At 71.7% G+C, this 17,506-nt stretch carries 12 protein-coding genes and 1 rRNA gene; 3 read left to right on the plus strand and 10 right to left on the minus strand.

Going from position 1 to position 17,506, the window contains the following annotated elements:
* Positions 1 to 300 (minus strand): 16S ribosomal RNA (locus tag ACFYYW_RS05575); the annotation flags it as partial.
* Between the two features lie 521 nt (positions 301 to 821).
* On the opposite strand from ACFYYW_RS05575, the gene ACFYYW_RS05580 reads away from it, so the two are divergent.
* Positions 822 to 1,847 carry an AI-2E family transporter gene (locus tag ACFYYW_RS05580; RefSeq protein ID WP_387645531.1) on the plus strand — a complete coding sequence of 342 codons (1,026 nt, stop codon included), beginning with the start codon at positions 822 to 824 and terminating at the stop codon, positions 1,845 to 1,847.
* Here the strand turns inward: ACFYYW_RS05580 and ACFYYW_RS05585 are convergent.
* The 4 genes from ACFYYW_RS05585 to ACFYYW_RS05600 all read right to left on the minus strand — a co-directional run bounded on the left by ACFYYW_RS05585 (position 1,824) and on the right by ACFYYW_RS05600 (position 6,354).
* Positions 1,824 to 2,543, minus strand: a complete 720-nt coding sequence (locus ACFYYW_RS05585; protein ID WP_387645534.1) for a DUF6597 domain-containing transcriptional factor — start codon at positions 2,541 to 2,543, stop codon at positions 1,824 to 1,826. The two genes, ACFYYW_RS05580 and ACFYYW_RS05585, sit on opposite strands and share 24 nt — an antisense overlap.
* A 36-nt stretch (positions 2,544 to 2,579) precedes the next feature.
* Positions 2,580 to 3,434, minus strand: a complete 855-nt coding sequence (locus tag ACFYYW_RS05590; RefSeq protein WP_387645536.1) for a hypothetical protein — start codon at positions 3,432 to 3,434, stop codon at positions 2,580 to 2,582.
* 86 nt (positions 3,435 to 3,520) lie between these two features.
* The gene (locus tag ACFYYW_RS05595; RefSeq protein ID WP_387645538.1) at positions 3,521 to 5,296 is read right to left on the minus strand and encodes a hypothetical protein; all 1,776 of its coding nucleotides are present in this window, start codon (positions 5,294 to 5,296) and stop codon (positions 3,521 to 3,523) included.
* Positions 5,293 to 6,354: an ATP-binding protein gene (locus ACFYYW_RS05600; protein ID WP_387645541.1), complete on the minus strand. Its 1,062-nt coding sequence runs from the start codon at positions 6,352 to 6,354 to the stop codon at positions 5,293 to 5,295. Before ACFYYW_RS05600 ends, ACFYYW_RS05595 begins: the two co-directional genes overlap by 4 nt.
* A gap of 232 nt (positions 6,355 to 6,586) precedes the next feature.
* On the opposite strand from ACFYYW_RS05600, the gene erm reads away from it, so the two are divergent.
* A complete protein-coding gene (gene erm, locus ACFYYW_RS05605) occupies positions 6,587 to 7,414 on the plus strand; it encodes an ErmE/ErmH/ErmO/ErmR family 23S rRNA (adenine(2058)-N(6))-methyltransferase (RefSeq protein ID WP_387645544.1) in 828 nt (275 codons plus the stop codon).
* Here erm and ACFYYW_RS05610 read toward each other — a convergent pair.
* Entirely contained in the window at positions 7,400 to 8,743 is a 1,344-nt protein-coding gene (locus ACFYYW_RS05610; protein WP_387645546.1) for a hypothetical protein, read from the minus strand. The two genes, erm and ACFYYW_RS05610, sit on opposite strands and share 15 nt — an antisense overlap.
* Positions 8,744 to 8,860: 117 nt before the next feature.
* On the opposite strand from ACFYYW_RS05610, the gene ACFYYW_RS05615 reads away from it, so the two are divergent.
* Positions 8,861 to 10,447, plus strand: a complete 1,587-nt coding sequence (locus ACFYYW_RS05615; protein WP_387645549.1) for a molybdopterin-dependent oxidoreductase — start codon at positions 8,861 to 8,863, stop codon at positions 10,445 to 10,447.
* On the opposite strand, the gene ACFYYW_RS05620 is transcribed toward ACFYYW_RS05615, so the two are convergent.
* The 4 genes from ACFYYW_RS05620 to ACFYYW_RS05635 form a co-directional block, all read right to left on the minus strand.
* Positions 10,434 to 12,260, minus strand: a complete 1,827-nt coding sequence (locus ACFYYW_RS05620; protein WP_387645551.1) for a chitinase — start codon at positions 12,258 to 12,260, stop codon at positions 10,434 to 10,436. The two genes, ACFYYW_RS05615 and ACFYYW_RS05620, sit on opposite strands and share 14 nt — an antisense overlap.
* Positions 12,257 to 13,915: a carbohydrate binding domain-containing protein gene (locus ACFYYW_RS05625; protein WP_387645554.1), complete on the minus strand. Its 1,659-nt coding sequence runs from the start codon at positions 13,913 to 13,915 to the stop codon at positions 12,257 to 12,259. The genes ACFYYW_RS05620 and ACFYYW_RS05625 overlap by 4 nt, the downstream gene beginning before the upstream one ends.
* 75 nt (positions 13,916 to 13,990) lie before the next feature.
* Entirely contained in the window at positions 13,991 to 15,679 is a 1,689-nt protein-coding gene (locus ACFYYW_RS05630; RefSeq protein WP_352326095.1) for a fibronectin type III domain-containing protein, read from the minus strand.
* On the minus strand, positions 15,676 to 17,496 hold the full coding sequence (locus tag ACFYYW_RS05635; RefSeq protein WP_387645558.1) for a cellulose binding domain-containing protein: 1,821 nt from the start codon (positions 17,494 to 17,496) through the stop codon (positions 15,676 to 15,678). The genes ACFYYW_RS05630 and ACFYYW_RS05635 overlap by 4 nt, the downstream gene beginning before the upstream one ends.
* Positions 17,497 to 17,506 lie beyond the last annotated feature (10 nt).

Here is a 17,506-nt window from a genome sequence, read left to right on the forward strand (position 1 = left end):
GGTCGCCCTCTCAGGCCGGCTACCCGTCGTCGCCTTGGTAGGCCACTACCCCACCAACAAGCTGATAGGCCGCGAGCCCATCCCCAACCGAAAAACTTTCCACCACCACCCGATGCCGGAGGCGGTCGTATCCGGTATTAGACCCAGTTTCCCGGGCTTATCCCAGAGTCAGGGGCAGGTTGCTCACGTGTTACTCACCCGTTCGCCGCTCGAGTACCCCGAAGGGCCTTTCCGCTCGACTTGCATGTGTTAAGCACGCCGCCAGCGTTCGTCCTGAGCCAGGATCAAACTCTCCAAACAATGCTTGGAAAAGTGGTTGAATCCCAACCAAAAAGGAATCCGTCCATCCGAAGATTTGGACGGGGTCATGCATGTGTTTCATGCACTGGCTTTTAACACACTGTTGAGTTCTCAAGAAACGGACGCGTACTTCCTCACCAGAACCCGTTCCCGGATCCCCGCTCGGAGGCGTTCATTTCGTCTTGCGTTCTTTCGTTGTGTCTTAATTCTTTCAGCCGTTCAAGTCTCTGTCAAATTGACCGGACTTGCTCGACCTGCTGGAATTAAGTCGCGCCCCGCTTCCGGGACAACCCCTCTAACTTACTCCCAAGCCCGACTCTTGTCGAATCGACCTTCCGTTGGACGCGAACGTCCGCCGGAGTGGCAGTGTCTGGAGGTGGCCCCCGAGTGAGTCCGGCGATCAACGCCTTCCTCGTGGGACTGGTGAACTCTATGTACGGTCCCCAGAACCGTCAAATCGGCGGCCCGCCACACGCCGGCGAGGCATGGTGGGTAGGTATTCCGCCGTGCGAGATCAATCCGTGCCGAGAGCACTCATCCTCCTGGTGGGCATCGCCGGCGCGGTGATCGCCCTGTTCGGGCTGCGTGAGGTCAATTCCATCGTCGGGCCCGTCGTCCTGGCGCTCGTGCTGGTCATCGCCGTGGCGCCGGTGCGCAGCTGGCTGGCGGCGCGGCGGGCGCCCATATGGGTGCAGGTGGCGGTGCCGTTCCTGATCGTGGTGCTGGTGCTGCTCGGCATGGTGGGGATCCTGACGATCTCCGTCACCCAGCTCGCCTCGCTGCTGCCGACGTACGCCAAGCAGTTCGAGGAGCTGCTGGCGGCGTCGCAGCACTGGGCCGCCACCCACGGGCTGGGCAACGACGTGCTGGCCAAGGCGGTGCAGGCGTTCGATCCCGGCCGGATGCTGGGGCTGGCGCAGAGCCTGCTCGGGAGCCTGATCGGCGTGTTGTCGAGCCTGTTCCTGATCGTGGTGCTGTTGCTGGCGATGTGCCTCGACGCGCCGGTGACGGCGCGCATCCTCACCACCGGCGAGGGGAACCGGCCGCAGCTGGTGACGGCGCTGGCGACGTTCGCGCACAAGACGCGGCGGTATCTCATCGTCTCGACCGTCTTCGGGCTGATCGACGCGGTTCTCGACGTCATCGTGCTGTCGTTGCTGGACGTGCCGTTGCCGCTGTTGTGGGGGGTGCTGGCGTTGATCGCCAACTACATCCCGAACATCGGGTTCGTCATCGGGCTGCTGCCGCCCGCCCTGCTGGCGCTCCTGCACGGCGGCGTCAAGACGATGGTGCTGGTGGTCGTGGCCTACATCGTCATCAACGTGGTCACGCAGTCGTTCATCATGCCGAAGTTCCTGGGGGACGCGGTGGGGCTCTCGACCACGATGACGTTTCTGTCGCTGATCGTGTGGACGTTCATGCTGGGGCCGCTCGGCGCGATCCTGGCGATCCCGCTCAGCCTGCTGGCACGGGCGGTGCTGATCGACAGCGACCCGAGCGCGAAGTGGGCGCAGGCGCTGGTGTCAGGCAAGATGCCGGACGGGTGAGAGCAGGCGGCCCAGCGGGACGCCGCTCAGCCGTTTCACGTCGTGGGACAGGTGGGCCTGGTCGGCGTAGCCGGCGCGGGCCGCCGCCTCCGCCGCCGGCACGCCCGCGCGGGCCAGGGTGAGCGCGTGCTGGAAGCGGACGACGCGCTGGAGGGTCTTGGGCGAGTAGCCGAAGGAGGCGACGCTGCGGCGGTGGAGCTGGCGTTCGCTGAGGCCGATGGCCCAGGCGACGTCGCGCACGCTGCGGCCCATGCGCAGCGCGCCGGCGATGGCGGACGCGGCCGGGTCGGGGGCGGGGGTCTCGCGCAGGCGGGTCAGGACGGCGGCGCGCATGGCCGCGAGCCGCGCCGCCGGGTCGGCCGCCATGGCCGCGTCGGCCAGCGAGGGCGGGACGGCGACGGCGGGCAGGGCGGCGAGCGGGACGCGGCGGTCGCGCAGCTCGTGGACCGGGACGCCGAAGACGGCGCCCGCCGCGCCGGGCTTGAAGCGGATGCCGACGTAGGCGTCGCCCGCCGCCATCGGGGTGGGCACCGGGCCGGTGTCGGGGCCGGCCACGAAGAGGCCGCCGGGCCCCCAGATGAGGTCGACGCAGGCGTCGGGCACCACCAGCTGCATGGTCTCGCCCTCGCTGACCTGCTGCCACACGCAGGCGACACGGCCGGAGAGAGCGTCGCCCGGGTGCCGTTCCGCGTACATGCCTCCAACGTACGCGACCCGGCCGACAGAATCGGCTCAGGCGGGCAGGCGGCCGTACGCGTGCAGGGTGCTCAGGCGCGCCAGGGTCAGGTGGCCGGCCCATTCGTGGGCGACCAGCGGGGTCCAGGTGTTCCAGTTCGGGTGCCAGCCGCCGTCCGGGGACTGGGCGGCGGCCAGGGCGTCCAGGTGGAGGTCGAGGGTGGCGGCGTCGAAGAGGGGCAGGGCCGACGGCGCGGGCGCGAAGTCGAGGGGGTGGTGCACCGCGCCTTCGGCGTGCGGGTCGAAGGTGACCGTGGCCAGGACGGCCTCGCGCAGCCGGGCGAACTCGGCGACGGCCCGTTCCCGGTCGGGGACGTGTTCGAGGAACACGAGCAGGGCGCGGGCCTCGTACGGAGTGGTCTGCGTGAGCCCGGCGATGCGCGACCAGCAGAAGTCGGTGGCCGGCCCGAGCCAGGGGTGGGTGACGCCGTGCTTGTGCAGCAGTCCGGCGAGCGCGGCGGTGGGGTTGAGGTCGCCGGGCGGGTCGTCGGGGGTCTGCCACCAGGGCGCGCGCGGCATGTCGCGGACGGACGGCAGCACGAACGGCACCCCGCCCCCGGCGGCCGTGATGCCCGTCAGGTAGTCGCAGGCGGCGGCGACCATCGGCGAGTCGAAGGCGTCGAGCTCGTCGAGGATCCAGAAGGCGACCTCGACCGGTTGCGGCTGGCTGGCGGCGCCGCGCAGGTCGGGTTCCAGGGCGTTGCCGAAGCCGCCGTCGGCGTTCTGGTAGCAGCGCAGAGCGTCGAGCACGCGGGCGCGGGAGCCGCCCGCGAACAGGGCCTCGAACCTCAGCCTGTCGATGAGCCTGCCGTGGAGTCGCAGGAATTGTGCCGCTCGGTCGAGTGTGTCCATGTCCGCTTCCGTCGAGAGAGCCGTGTCCGGCGACGCTACCGCCGAGGGCGGGGACGGGTCTTGTCGGAATCGGACGCGTCCGCGGGTCACTTCATGAAGAAGACCGGGCCGCGCGGCCGGAAGGGCAGCGGCGCGCCCTGGGGCACCAGGAAGGCGTGCTCGCGGCGGATGCGCAGCACGTCGCACTGCCCGTCGGTGATCAGCAGGATGGGGCCGTCGGGCGGGAAGTCGTCGGCGCGTTCGAGCAGCTTGACGCCGGGCTGGAGGATCGTGCCGCCCCGGCCGCGCACCCTGACCCGGCCGGCGATCTCCTCGACCGGCAGGTAGCCGGCGTCGTAGGCGGTGGCGTCGCAGAAGACGACCCTGGCCCGGGGCACGTCGCGGGCGGCGGCGTAGGAGGCGATGGCGCCGAGTGCCTTGCCGAGCAGCTTGACGTCCATGGAGCCGGAGGTGTCGAGGACGACGCCGAACGTCTTCCTGCGGACGACCTCCTCGGGCCGTACCCGGCCGGGGCGCGGGATGCCGGGGCTGGCGGCCTGGCGGCGGGAGGCGCGGGCGTACGAGCGGCGCGACTCCTCGGGCTGGAAGTGCTCGTCGAACCAGCGGGCGAGCTGGGCGTCCCAGGGCAGGGGCGGCTGTTCGAGCGCGCGGATCTCCTGTTCGAGCCCGGCGGGCAGCAGGCCGCGTCCGCTGGAGTGGTGGTAGGCCAGGCCGGTGCACAGGGCGTTGCGGTAGTAGTCGTCGAGGTCGACGTAGCCGCGGGCCTGGCGTGCCGGGCGGTCGAGCACGTCGCCCATGCCGCGGCCGCGCAGGGTGGCCAGCTTGCGCAGGCGTCGCAGGTCGCCGGCGATCCGGTCGTAGACGGCCTCGGCGGACATCGCGCCGAGCGACTGGTCGAACAGCAGCCCTTCGGGCATCTCGCCGACGCCCATCTCGACCAGCCAGCCGTTGATCACGTAGTCGCAGGCGACGTTCCACAGGTACGGCTCGCGCATGCCGGCCCGTTCGCCGTGCCGCAGGGCGGCGTGCAGCATCTCGTGGGCGAGCACGAAACGCCACTCGTGCTCGGTGTGCGTGGCCAGCGGGTTGACGTAGATCTCGGCCGCCTCGGCGCTGACGGCGGCGATCGAGATGTCCCAGGCCCTGGCCAGCTCGGCGTCCGCGACGATCTTCATGCCCGCGGCCAGCGCGCCGAGCAGCGGGTACGACGACATGAACCAGCGCAGCGCGCCGTCCCAGGGACCCTTGACGTGGCCTTCGACGGGGGTGCGCGGCGCGCCGGCCCGGTCGAGCGCGGACGTGGCGGACCAGGCGACGCCGATCGCGAAGCCGCGCTGGAAGTCGAAGTGCTCGGCATCCTCCTCGGTGCCGATGTGGAAGTCGGGCGGGCCGAGCGGCTGGAACGGGGGCGGGACGCCGGCCCTGCGCCACCGTTCGGAGAGCGTGACCTCGTCCTCCTCGGGCAGCTCGGCGGGCAGCGGCGCGGGACAGTGTCCGATCTTGACCGTGCGCAGGAAGCGGTCGACCGCCAGGCAGCAGGCGGCGTGGTAGGCGGGGTCGGGCAGGTCGCCGTCGACGTCCTTGGGGGCGCAGGCGCGCGGGTCGGCGTGGCCGAAGCCCAGGTGGAGCAGCAGGTGGGCGAAGACCCATGCCCACTCCGCGGCGGGGGCGCGGCGTTTGGGGTGGAAGGTGACGTCGCCGTCCTCGCTGACGACGGCCCACGTCTCGGGCGGCAGCCGGCCGTCGGCCGCCTCCAGCAGGGTGCCGTGCAGGCCGGCGAACAGCGGGTGGCCCTTGACGGCGGCCCAGCCGTTCATGACCTCGGCCCGCCAGGGGTCGGCCTTGGGCTTGCGGCGGCTCACGAGCGGGCCGCCATGAGCCGGGGCACGTCTCTGCCGATCTCGACGAGGAACCAGGTGGGCAGCGCGGGCGCGCCGTCGGCGTCGTTGGCGATGACGAGCTGGGCGCATTCGAGGGAGATCTCGGCCAGCTCGACGAGCAGCGTCTTGGCGCGGAAGCCGAGGTCGCGGCCGCGGGCGGAGGCGCCGCGCTTGTCGGCGGGCAGCTCCTTGATCAGGCGGGCGCGGAAGGTCTCGGCCAGGAAGTAGAGCAGGTCGCGCTCCTCGGGGCGGCGCGGCCAGGGCGCCTCGCCCTTGAGCACGGCGTCGAGGTCGTAGGCGTGCCGGACGGTCCTGACGTAGGCCCGGAAGGCGGAGGCGTGGGCGGTGGTGAGGGTGCCGAAGGCGAGCATCGCGAGGGTCTCGTCGCCGAGGTCGTCGCCGTAGGAGGTGAGCACGTCGGAGAGCATGTGCCAGGCGCGCGGCGAGGAGAACGGCTCCTCGGTCTTGGGCGGCGGGCTCCACAGGTGGTCGGGGCGCTGGACGAGGTAGTCGACGATCCAGGGGTGGATGCCGTGGGCCGCCGCCCACTTCAGCCAGTCGTCGGCCGAGGCGCGCAGGTGCACGTGGACCAGGCGGTTGATCAGGGCCGAGGCCATCGGGCGGGCCAGCGCGTTGTCGGTGGCCCGGTTGCCGGCGCCGATCACGACCGAGCCGGCGGGCAGCTCGTACGTGCCGATGCGGCGGTCGAGGATCAGCGAGTAGAACGCCTTCTGCACCTCGGGCGCGGAGGCGTTGAGCTCGTCGAGGAACAGGCAGTAGGGCTCGTCGCGGGCGATGGACTCCGGCGGCGCGAACCGGCTGCGCCCGCCGACCAGCTCGGGCACGCCGATCAGGTCTTCCGGGGCGAGCTGGGTGCCGAGCAGGGTGACGCAGTCGAGGCCGAGCGAGCCGGCGAACTCGCGTACCAGCGAGCTCTTGCCGATGCCGGGGGCGCCCCACAGGAAGACCGGGCGGACCACGGCGACGTGCAGCAGCACCTCGGGAAGCTGCGCAGGGGTGACGGTGACCGTTGCCTGCATGCCTCCAAGGGTGACGAACCGGGCGTTCCCCCGCATCACATTTAATCGTTTGCCCTGGTGGCGCCGTCCGGCCTACTGTCGGCGCCATGTGTTCCATGTTCTGCACCGTGTTCATCCGCATCCGCCGCGGCCGGGCTCTGGCCCGCTAGCGGACGGCTGACACCGCGCGTCCGCCGGCGCGCCCGGGGCCCTTCGAGACCTGTTCATCTCGAGGACCCGAAAGGGCAGTGCTGTGGCGCAGAACTTCGCGCACGGAAACTATTCACACACCCAGAAGCACGTCAGGAACGGCGGCGGCGGTCGTACGCCCGCCGACCGGCTCAGGCGTGAGCTCTCGCAGAACTTCCTGGCCGACCGGCATGCCGTGGAGCTGATGATCAAGGCGGCGGCGCCGGAGGGGCTGGTGCTCGAACCCGGCTCCGGGCCGGGCGTGCTCACGCTGGCGCTGGCCGAGGCCGGGGCGCGGGTGATCGGCTACGAGCTCGATCCCCGGCTCGCCGGGCGGCTGGCCTCGCGTACGCGTGACGATCCGCGGATCGAGGTGGTCAGGGGCGACTTCACGGCCGCGCGGGCGCCGCGTGAGCCGTTCGCGGTCGTGGGCAACATCCCGTACTCGGTCACGTCGAGGATCGTCGACTGGTGCCTGCGGGCGCGCGAGCTGACCTCGGCGACGCTGCTCACCCAGCGGGAGTACGCGCGCAAGCGCACCGGCGACTACGGCCGGTGGAGCCTGGTCACGGTGTCGTCGTGGCCGTGGTTCGACTGGCGGCTCGGCGACACGATCGGCAGGGAGAGCTTCCGTCCGGTGCCGTCGGTGGACTCGGCGATCCTGCGCCTGCGGCGGCGGCCCGAGCCGCTGGTGAACGATCGCGGAAGCTACCTGGAGCTGGTCGAGCTGGGGTTCGGCGGGGTCGGCGGCTCGGTGCGCGCCTCCCTGCGCCCGCGCTACCGGGGGGTGGACGCGGCGCTCGGCGAGGCGGGCGTGGCCCGCGACGCCGTCGTGGGCCACGTGCACCCGGACCAGTGGGTGAGCCTGTGGCGGCGGCTAGAGCGCCGTTGAGGTGATCTTCGGCGGGACGGCGGCGACCCTGTCCTGGGCCGTCGAGACGCGGCGGACCCAGGGCATGGCCAGCAGCAGCACCGGCAGCAGCACGATGGAGGCGCGTGACCAGTCGCGGTGGAGGTACCACCAGTCGTTGACTCCGAACTGCGTCATGTAGAGGTAGCCGTAAGCGGCCCAGAACGAGGTGCCGACGATGGCCGGCCAGGCCCACCTGGTCGGCCTGGCCACCAGGAACGGCATGAACCACAGCAGGTACTGGGCGCCGAGGCGGGGCGTCATGACCATGAAGACCAGCAGGATGGCCGTGGTCAGGTCGATCGGGTCGGCCCGCCGCCACAGCAGCAGGACGGCGACGACGCTGACGTAGATGAGCTTCGTGCCGAACGAGGCCAGCCCCGGCATCAGGGCCCAGTCGCCGCCGGTGAACCACGGGCTGTAGCCCCACTCGCCGACGATCGGGCGGATGTCCTGGATGGTACGGATGACGGCGGGGATCTCGTCGAGCGTGGTGCCCGCGAAGATCGGCGAGGTGAGCAGGAAGAACACCGGGACGATGCCGGTGATGACGAGGGCGGCGATCCGGGCGCGCAGGTGGGGCAGGAGCAGCAGCATGCCGGGGATCAGCCAGATCGGCCAGCTCTTGGCGCACAGCGCGAGGCCCATGAGCAGCCCGGCCAGCATGGCGCGCCGCAGGTCGGCGCGGTCGTCGGAGCCGGGCGTGAGGGCGCGGCGCAGCGTGGCGACAGGGCGGCGCGCCATGGCGCGAAGGCCGGCGACGTCGACGGTCGCGCCGGGACGGTCGGGCGCGCCGGGCCCGCGGGCGACCACGAACGCGGCCACGCCGAACACCAGCGCGACCGGCTCGACCTGGCCGTGGACGCTGGCGATGAGCACGGCCAGCGGGTTGAGCGCGTACTGGAAGGCGCGCAGGGACGCCTTGGGCCCGCCGGCCAGCTTGCCGACCAGCGGCACCAGCACGATGTCGGCGACGACGGTGACCAGGCGGCCGGCGTACTCCCACGGGATGCCGAGCCACAGCAGGATGCCGTAGACGTAGGGGATGGTGGGCAGGAAGTGCCAGCCGCCCTCGCTGGCCAGCACCGGGTCCTTGCCCTGCAGCACCGCCTCGCCGGCGGGCTTGAAGCTCTCCATGAAGTCGACGGGTTGCCATGAGTCGATCGCGGAGGTGTACATGATCAGCACGCGGACGGCGATGCCGACGAGCACGGCGACGTAGAGTGGCGGCCGCCAGTCGCGCCACTGGGCGACGAGGGCGAGCACGACACCGGTGACGAGGACGACCCCCGTGAGAACTGCGTAATCCATGGCGGCCCCTAGCCTGCCGTAACAATCTGAGTGCCGCCACCTGGGCTTCCAATTCTTATCCCCGACATGCGGACACGTAAGGCGATAGAACATGACTGTCTGTGTTGAACTTTTTCCATGGGGGGATCGCAGGTCAACCAGGCACTGGTCAGGCTCTACTTCGAGGTGAGGGACGGGGTCCGTGACCCGGTCGCGGCCTGGGCGAAACTCACAGGCAACTCTCAGGTCTACCAGGCGCGGCGCGGCGAGCGGCGCGTCCCGCTGGACGACGCCACGGCGGCCGAGCTGGCGGCGGCGGCGATCGTGCACACGGCGGCGGAGCACGGCGCGGACCGGGTCGCGGCGCTGGCGACGTCTCCGCTGGCGGGCGTGGTGGACGGGCTGGGCGGCGCGCTGCTGACCGAGCATCCGTGCGCGTCGGAGCAGGTGCTCGGGCCGCGGTTCACGGGGCCGGGCGCCGAGGACTGGGCGCGGGCGGCGTACGTGCTGCTGTGGGGGGAGAACAACCGGCTGGCCCGGACGGCGGACACGCCCTGGGTGATCGCCGGGCGGTACAAGGGCCAGAAGGTGGTGGCGATCGGCACCCACCCGACCCGGTTGTCCGACGAGACGCTGGTCGTGCGGCCGGGCACGGACGGCGCGCTGGCGATGGCGATGGGGCACGTGCTGCTGAAGGAGTTCTTCCTGGACCGGCCGCCGTTCGCCGCGCACGCGATGGAGCGGACGGACCTGCCGTTCCTGGTGCGGCTGCGCGAGCGCGAGGACGCGTACGTGCCGGGCGGGCTGCTCGGCCGGTCCTGCGACCGGCTCAGCGTGTACGGCGGCGAGGCGGTGCAGGTGCTGCTGCCGCGCTTCGACTTCGGGCCGGGCGTGCTGCGGCGCGGCGTGCCGGTCGTCAGGGACGGCGGCGAGCTGGTGACCACGGTGTTCGACCTGCTGCTGGCCGCCTATGGCGTGGCGCGGGACGGGCTGCCCGGGGTGTGGCCGCAGGGGTACGGGGACCGGGAGCCGTACACGCCGGGCTGGCAGGAGATCTACACCGGGGTGGCCGCCTCGCGGACCGTGAAGACGGCGCGGGAGCTGGGCGTGACGGCGGAGAAGACCGGCGGGCGGTGCATGATCGTGCCGGGCCGGCTGGAGACGCCGCACGCCGACACCGCCTACCGGGCGATGCTGGCGCTGCTGGTGCTGACCGGGTGCGGCAGCGGGTGGGCGCAGCCGGCGGGCGGTGCGGGGATCCCGCTGGTGCCGTACCTGTGCCTGCACGCCTGCGGTGAGGACCGCGCCGACGTGGGCGCGCTGAGCTGGGCCCTGTGCGAGGGCCTGTTCGCGCGCCGCACGTCGCGGTCGGTGCTGCTGGAGGCGGTGCGCGACGGGTGGCCGATGGCTCCCTCGCCGCGCGTGCTGGCCATCCCCCGGCCGATCTACCCGCTGCCGCCGGAGGTCGATCTGCTCATCGGCCCCGACGAGCAGTGCGACCTCGCGCCGCCGGACGCGGGCCTGGTGGCCGAGGCGGTGGCCCGGCTGGCCGGGCGGACGTCCCGGGCGGACCCGGACGGCACGCCGGCGGACGGGCGCATGCGCCTGCTGGTCGACCACGCCTGGATGCACGAGTACGGCGAGGCGCTGCCGACCTACCGTCCGCCGGGGTTGGGGGTGCCGCTCAAGCCCACCCAGCTCGTCCGGCCGTTCACAGGCCGTTGAGGTAGGCCCGGTGGCTCCTTGAGAACTCGAAGGCGTTGTACCTGTCCCAGTTGATCGACCAGGTCATCAGGCCGCGCAGGTTCGGGTAGACGCCGCGTGGCCGGTAGGTGCCGCAGTTGCTGCCCTTGGCCAGGCAGTCGAACGCCTTCTGGACCTCGGCGACGGTGGTGAACCCGTTGCCCGCGTTGGGCGAGGCGGGCAGGCCGATGGCCACCTGGTCCTGGCGCAGCGGCGGGAACACGTTGTTCGGGTTGCCCATGATCGGGAAGCCGGCCAGCAGCATGTCCGTCATGGCGACGTGGAAGTCGTGGCCGCCCATCGTGTGGTACTGGTTGTCCAGGCCGGTGATCGGCCCGGAGTTGTAGTCCTGCACGTGCAGCAGGGTCAGGTCGTCGCGCAGGGCGTGGATGACCGGCAGGTAGGAGGCGGCCCTGCTGTCGGCCGAGCCGTTCGGGCCGGGGCCGTAGAACTGGTAGCCGAGCTGCACGAAGAACGTCTCGGGCGCCATGGTGAGCACGAACTTGGCGCCGTAGCGGCTCTTGAGCGCGCGCAGCGCGGAGATCAGGTTGACGACGACGGGCGTGGTGGGGCTGGCCAGGTTGGTGTCGCCCTGGTTGAGGTAGAGGGAGTGGCCCTCGAAGTCCACGTCGAGGCCGTCGAGGCCGTACCGGTCGATGATGGCCGCGACCGACTCGACGAACTTGTCCCTGGCCGCGGTGGTGGTGAGCTGCACCTGGCCGTTCTGGCCGCCGATGGAGATCAGCACCTTCTTGCCCTGGGCCTGCTTGGCCTTGATGGCGGCGACGAAGTCCGCCTCGGGTTCGACGTTCGGGCACTCGGCGACCGGGCACTGGCGGAAGCGGATGTCGCCGGAGGTCACCGAGGTGGGCTCGCCGAAGGCGAGGTTGATGACGTCCCATTCGGCGGGCACGTCGGCCATGCGGATGTAGCCGGAGCCGTTGGCGAAGGAGGCGTGCAGGTAGCCGACCAGGACGCGCTTGGGCAGCCCGCCTCCCCCGCCGCCGCCGACGGTCGTGGTGCCGGTGGCCTCGGCGGTGTAGGGCGAGCAGTTGCCGACGGCGTCGCAGGCGCGGACCTTGAACCGGTAGGAGGTGGAGGCGGCCAGGCCGGTGGCGGTGTGGCTGGTGGCGGTCACGGCGACCGGGGCGCCGCCGTCGCGGGAGACCTCGTACCGGTCCACGCCGACGTTGTCGGTGGAGGCCGACCAGGTGGCGGTGAGCGAGCTGCTCGTCGCGCCGCCCACGGTCAGGTTGCCGGGGACGGTGGGGGCCTGGGTGTCGCCGCCGCCTCCGCCGCCGGGCGCGCCGTCCAGGACGACGTCGTCGGCGACGTAGGCGCTCTGGCCGTACCAGGAGTTGAGGTAGACGGTTACGGACGTGGTGGTGGCGCCGGTGGTGAACGTGGTGCGCAGCTGCGTCCAGGCCGAGCCGGGCGAGCCCCACGTCTGGGGGTCGGTGCCGCCGGTGCCGGTGGCGCCGAGGAAGACGTAGCCGCCCTGCACCCAGGCCGACAGCGTGTACGACGACGACGGCTGCACCTTGATCTGCTGCTGGCAGCGGGCGAGGTCGGCGCCGGCCGGGGTGGCCTTGAGCGCCTTCGTCCCGCCGTGGACGGGCGAGGTGACGGCGGCCGCGCCGGCGGAGGCGCTGCAGGTCCAGCCGGTCAGCCCGTCCTCGAAGCCGGGGTTGACGGCGATGTTGGCCGCCAGGGCGGGGGTGGCGGACAGGCCCGCCGTGCCGAGGGCGAGCGCGAGCGCCGCGACGGCGGTGCGCCACCTGAAGATGCCGGTCATCCGGTGAACCCCTTGAAGATGTTCGTGAACTCGTAGCTGGACTGGGAGATCCCGCTGCAGGTCGGGGAGACCTGGCCGTTGGGGCAGCCGCCGTTGTCGCGGGCGGCCGACCAGAAGCCGACGAATCCGATGTGGTTGCTGTTGGCCCAGGTCAGGAGCTTGCGGGCGTCGGCCTGGGTGGTGGTCATGCCGGTGTCGTTCTTGCCGATCATGGGGGTGACGCCGAGCGCGCGCCTGAGCTGGGCGTCGCTCCTGGCCGGCCAGACGCCCTTCATCTGGCCGAGCGTGGCCTGGGCGGCGGCGGTCATCGCGTCGCCCCAGTTACCGGTGTAACCGAAGTTCATCAGCATCGGGTTGACGATCACGTCGAGGCCCTTGGCGGCGGCGTCCTGGAGGATCTGCAGCGAGAACGGGTCCACGCCGTAGTCCTGGCCCTGCACGCGCAGGGTGTAGCTGATCACCGTGCCGCGCTCGGTCTGGAGCTGCTTGAGCGCGGTGTTGACCTTGTTCGCGTCGATGCTCGCCTCGACGTCGACGTCCAGGTGGTTGGTGCCGACGGTGTCGAGCACCTTCTTGTAGGCGGCCAGCAGCGCCGCCGAGGTGCCGCAGGCGTGCTCCAGGTACGGTCCGACCGCGCCGCCGCTGGCCACGACGACCTGGCCGCCCTGGGCCTGGAGGGCCTTGACGTCGTTGACGATCCGGGTGTCGGCGAGCGGGATGGTGCCGCCCCAGGCCGGGTTGCAGCCGCTGCTGTCGCCGAGCACGAACGCCAGCGTGTAGTTCTTCACGCCGGTCGCGGCCGCCGCGCCCACCAGGGACGGGCTGGTCATCGTGATGTCGATGTAGGGGGCGTACCTGATGTCGCCGGCGGGCGGGACGGTGTCCTTGGAGGTGCGGCCGCCGGCCGGGGGCGAGTAGGCCGAGCAGTTGCCGGCGGCGTCGCAGGCCCGCACGCGGAAGGAGTAGGAGGTGTCGGGGGTGAGGCCGGTCGCGGTGTGGCTGGTCGCGGCGACGGCGACGGGGGCGGCCTCGTCCCTGGAGACCTCGTAGCGGGCGACCGAGCCGGAGTCGTCGGTGGAGGCCGACCAGGTCACGGTCAGGCTGGTGCCGGTCGGGCCGCCGACGGCCACGCCGCCGGGGACGGTCGGCGCCTGCGTGTCGGGCGGGCCGCCGGGGCCGTCGAGGACGATGTCGTCGGCGGTGTAGGCGCTCTGGCCGTACCAGCTGTTGACGTACACGGTCACGGAGGTGGTGTTCGCGCCGGTGGTGAAGGAGGTCCTGAGCTGGCCCCACTGGTTGCCGGGGGCGCCCCACGTGCTGGCGTTGACGCCGGCGCCGGTCGCGCCGAGGAAGACGTAGGAGCCCTGGGCCCAGGCCGAGAGCTGGTAGGCGGTGCCGGGCTTGACGGTGACGGTCTGCTGGCAGCGGGCGAGGTCGGAGCCCTGCGGGGTGGCCTGGAGCGCCTGCGTGCCGCCGTGCGCGGGGGTGGTGACGGCCTGGGCGCCGGCCGGGCAGGTCCAGCCGCTCAGGCCGGACTCGAAGCCGGGGTTGGACAGGATGTTCGCGGCGGCGGCCGGGGTGGCGTGCAGGACGGTGAGTCCCAGTGCGGCCAGGGCCGTGGCCGCCGGTCCGCGCAGTCTCGTGCGGGGTCTCATGCGGGTCCTTTCGGGGGGTGCGGACCGCGCGCCGGTGCGGCCCGCCACCCGGGGGTGGCGGGCCGCCTCAGCGGGTCAGAAACCAGCGGTGATCTTGGTGAACTCCCAGTTGTCCTGGGCGATGCCGCTGCAGTTCTCCGCGACGCCGCCACCCGGGCAGGGGCGGTCGCGGTTGACCGACCAGAACGCGAGCCTGGTCAGGCCGTGGGAGTTGGCGTAGTCGCGGATCTGGGTCCAGGTGCTCTGGTTGGTGAGCTCCTGCTGGTCGGACAGGCCGTTCATGCCGGAGATGCCCATGTGGGCGTACGCCTGGGCGTCGGTCCAGCCCTGGGCGGTCTTCAGGGCGTTCTTGAGCCCTTCGGCCGCGTTGACGGTGTTCTGGTACATGTTGGCGCCGCCGCCGAAGTCGAACGGCATGATCGTGTAGTTGTCGATCGGCACCGCCAGTTCCTTGGCGCGGTTGATCAGGCGGGTGCCGTAGTAGGTCGGGCCGGTGGTCGCGGTGCCGAAGGTCACGGCGATCTTGACGTTCGGGTTGGCCGCCTTGACGATCTTGAGGGCGTTCAGGATGCGGTCCTGGACGGTGACGTTCTCGAACTCGTCGGTGTTCTCGATGTCGAAGTCCACCACGGCCGGGCCGACGGCGTTGATGACCTTCTGCACCGCGCCGGCGAACAGTTCGGGCGTGGAGCAGTTCGGGCCGAGCTTGTTGCCCTGCCAGCCGCCGAAGGACACCTGCACGCTGCCGCCGGCCGCCTTGATGGCCGAGATGGCCTGCGCGTCCTGGCCGCCGGTGAGCGGGCGCTGCCCGTCCCAGGCCGGGTTGCAGCCGTTGCTGGCCAGGATGAAGGCCATCGTGAACGACTTGATGCCGGTCGCGCTCATCACCGTGGTGGGAGAGGGCGGGTCGCCCCAGCCGGTGTAGAGGTAGGGGGCGCCGGGCATCTTGCCGCCGGTCGGGCAGCCGGTCGTGGTCGCCGAGACGTCACGCCCGGCCGACTCGCCCACCGAGTTGTACGCCTTGACGGTGTAGGTGTGGCTCTGGCAGGCGCTCAGCCCGGAGATCGTCGTGCTGGTCCCGGTGACGTCGGCCTTCTGGGTCGCGCCCTCGTAGACGCGGTAGCCGGTCACCGTGCCGGAGGAGGCGCCCCACGACAGCGCGATGCTGGTGTCGGTCACGGTCGTGGTGACCGTGCCGGGCTGGCCGGGCGCGCCGGTGCCGCCGGGGGTGGTCACGCTGAGCGCGTTGCTGGCGCCGGACAGGTTCCCCGCGGCGTCGCGGGCCCGGACGGTGTAGCTGTAGGTGGTCGAGGCCGTCAGCCCGTTGTCGGTGTACGTCGTGCCGGTCGCGGTGCCGACCTGGGTGCCGCCGCGGTAGACGTTGTAGCCGGTCACGCCGACGTTGTCGGTGGAGGCGTCCCAGGCCAGGCCGGCGCTGGTGGCCGTGACGCTGGTCGAGCGCAGGTTGCCGGGCACCGACGGCGGGGTGGGGTCGCCTCCGCCGCTGCCCTGCTTCCACAGCGCGGGCACGTTCGGCGGCTCCCAGCCGGGCTGGGAGGTGTGACCCTGGAGGGCCACGTAGTCCACGCCGTTGTAGGTGACGGCGGCGCCGGTGGCGTAGGCGGTCCACGGCGCCCAGGCGGCGGCCAGCTGCTGCTGGGCGGCGGCGCCGTAGGCGGTGGGGACGCCCGTGGCCAGGCCGGCCCCGGTGAGGGCGATGGCCAGGCCGGCCACCGAGCTGATCAGTCTGGTACGTAATCTCATGGCATCCCCTGAAGGTGCGGCTTGACGGTCTTGGAGAAGGACCAGTTGTTGCTGGCGTCCCAGTTGATGGACCAGGTCATCGCGCCCCGGATGTCGGGGTAGGCGCGCGGCGGCACGAAGGATCCGCAACTGGTGCGCTTGGCCAGGCAGTCGAGCGCCTGGTTGACGAGGGAGGGCGAGACGACGCCGCCACCCGCGGCGCCGGGCCCGGCCGGCAGGCCCAGCGCCACTTGATCGGGGCGCAGGCCGTTCTCCAGCTGGATGCAGGCCAGGGCGGTCATGAAGTTGACCGTCCCCTGCGAGTAGGCCGCGGACTGGTCGCAGCCGAGCATGGAGCCCGAGTTGTAGTACTGCATGTTGACGACCGTGAGGATGTCCTTGATGTTCAGGGCGAGCTTGAAGTACTCCATCCCGGTCGACTGCATGTCGATGGTCTGCGGGGCCATCATGATGATCAGGCCGCTGCCCGCCTTCGCGCGCAGCGCCCGCAGGGCCTGGCCCATGTAGGTGGCGTTGAGGCCGTTCTCCAGGTCGATGTCCACGCCGTCGAAGCCGTAGCTCTGCATCAGCGCGTACACCGTGTCGGCGAACTTCGTGGCGGCCGCGCCGCTGGCGACCTGCACCCGGCCGGCCTCGCCGCCGACCGACAGGATGACCTTCTTGCCGCGCTGGTGCAGGGCCTGCACGTCGGCCTTGAACTGGGCGTCGGTGTAGCCGCCGAGCGCGGTGGAAAGGCCCGGGTCGACCGAGAAGACGACCTCGCCGGCGGTGGAGGTGGCCTCGCCGAAGGCGACGGCGACGACGTCGTACTCGTTGGGCACGGCCGACAGCTTCAGCTCGGTCGCGGCGTTGACGAAGTTGTGCCAGTAGCCGGTGAGGAAGTGCTTGGGCAGCGGGTCGGTGGTGCAGCCCGGGGTGGTGAAGGTCGCGGCGTCGCTGGGCGGGCCGTCGCCGGCCGCGTTGGAGGCGGTGACCGTGACCGAGTACGAGGTGCAGGCGGTCAGGCCGGTGAGGGTGTGGGAGGTGCCGGTCACCGTGGCGACCTGCGAGCCGTTGAGGCGGACCCCGTAGCCGGTGGCGCCGTTGACCGCCGGCCAGCTGAGCGTGGCGCCGGTCTGGGACGTGCCGGACACGGTGACCGGGCCGGCCTTGCCGGGCACGCCGGTGCCGCAGCCCGTGGTGGTCGCGGTCACGGCGTCGCCGGCGGCCGACTCGCCCGCCGAGTTGTACGCCTTGACGGTGTAGGTGTGGCTCTGGCAGGTCCCGAGGCCGGAGATCGTCGCCGTGGTGCCGGTGACGGTGGCCTTGACGGCGCTGCCTTCGTAGACGCGGTAGCCGGTCACCGTGCCGGCGGAGGCGCCCCAGGACAGGGTGATGCTGGTGTCGGTGCTGGTCGCGGTGGCCGTGCCGGGCTTGCCGGGGACCTCCACGGTCGTGCCGCCGCACGAGGAGCCGTTCAGCGTGCAGCCGGTGATGCCGGGGAAGTTGCCCGGGGCGCCGTTGAAGCCGAAGCTCGTGCTCGCCCCGGCCGCCAGCGGTCCGGCCCAGCTCGGCGCGGTGAACGTGTAGTGCTGGCCGCTCCTGGTCAGGACCGCGTCCCAGGCGGACGGGATGGAGAACCCGGCCGGCACGTCGAACTGCACGTTCCAGGCCAGGGGGGCGGTGGTGCCGTTGACGACGGTGACCTTGCCCTCGAAGCCGGACCCCCAGTCGGCGACCTTGACGAAGGTCGCGGTGGCGGCGGCGGCGTGGGCGGGCAGGGCCAGGAGACTCAGTGCGAGGGTCGCGAGCGCTAAGAAGATCGCGCGAAATCTCACTGTCGATTTC

The sequence above is a fragment of the Nonomuraea sp. NPDC001831 genome, assembly GCF_042892035.1.
Classification (GTDB): Bacteria; Actinomycetota; Actinomycetes; order Streptosporangiales; family Streptosporangiaceae; genus Nonomuraea.

Bases quoted from the DNA above. Each gene is read 5' to 3' on its own strand.
- ACFYYW_RS05625 (WP_387645554.1), bottom strand. From the start codon at position 13,915: ATGAGACCCCGCACGAGACTGCGCGGACCGGCGGCCACGGCCCTGGCC.
- ACFYYW_RS05615 (WP_387645549.1), top strand. From the start codon at position 8,861: ATGGGGGGATCGCAGGTCAACCAGGCACTGGTCAGGCTCTACTTCGAG.
- ACFYYW_RS05590 (WP_387645536.1), bottom strand. From the start codon at position 3,434: ATGGACACACTCGACCGAGCGGCACAATTCCTGCGACTCCACGGCAGG.
- ACFYYW_RS05600 (WP_387645541.1), bottom strand. From the start codon at position 6,354: ATGCAGGCAACGGTCACCGTCACCCCTGCGCAGCTTCCCGAGGTGCTG.
- ACFYYW_RS05585 (WP_387645534.1), bottom strand. From the start codon at position 2,543: ATGTACGCGGAACGGCACCCGGGCGACGCTCTCTCCGGCCGTGTCGCC.
- ACFYYW_RS05620 (WP_387645551.1), bottom strand. From the start codon at position 12,260: ATGACCGGCATCTTCAGGTGGCGCACCGCCGTCGCGGCGCTCGCGCTC.
- ACFYYW_RS05610 (WP_387645546.1), bottom strand. From the start codon at position 8,743: ATGGATTACGCAGTTCTCACGGGGGTCGTCCTCGTCACCGGTGTCGTG.
- ACFYYW_RS05630 (WP_352326095.1), bottom strand. From the start codon at position 15,679: ATGAGATTACGTACCAGACTGATCAGCTCGGTGGCCGGCCTGGCCATC.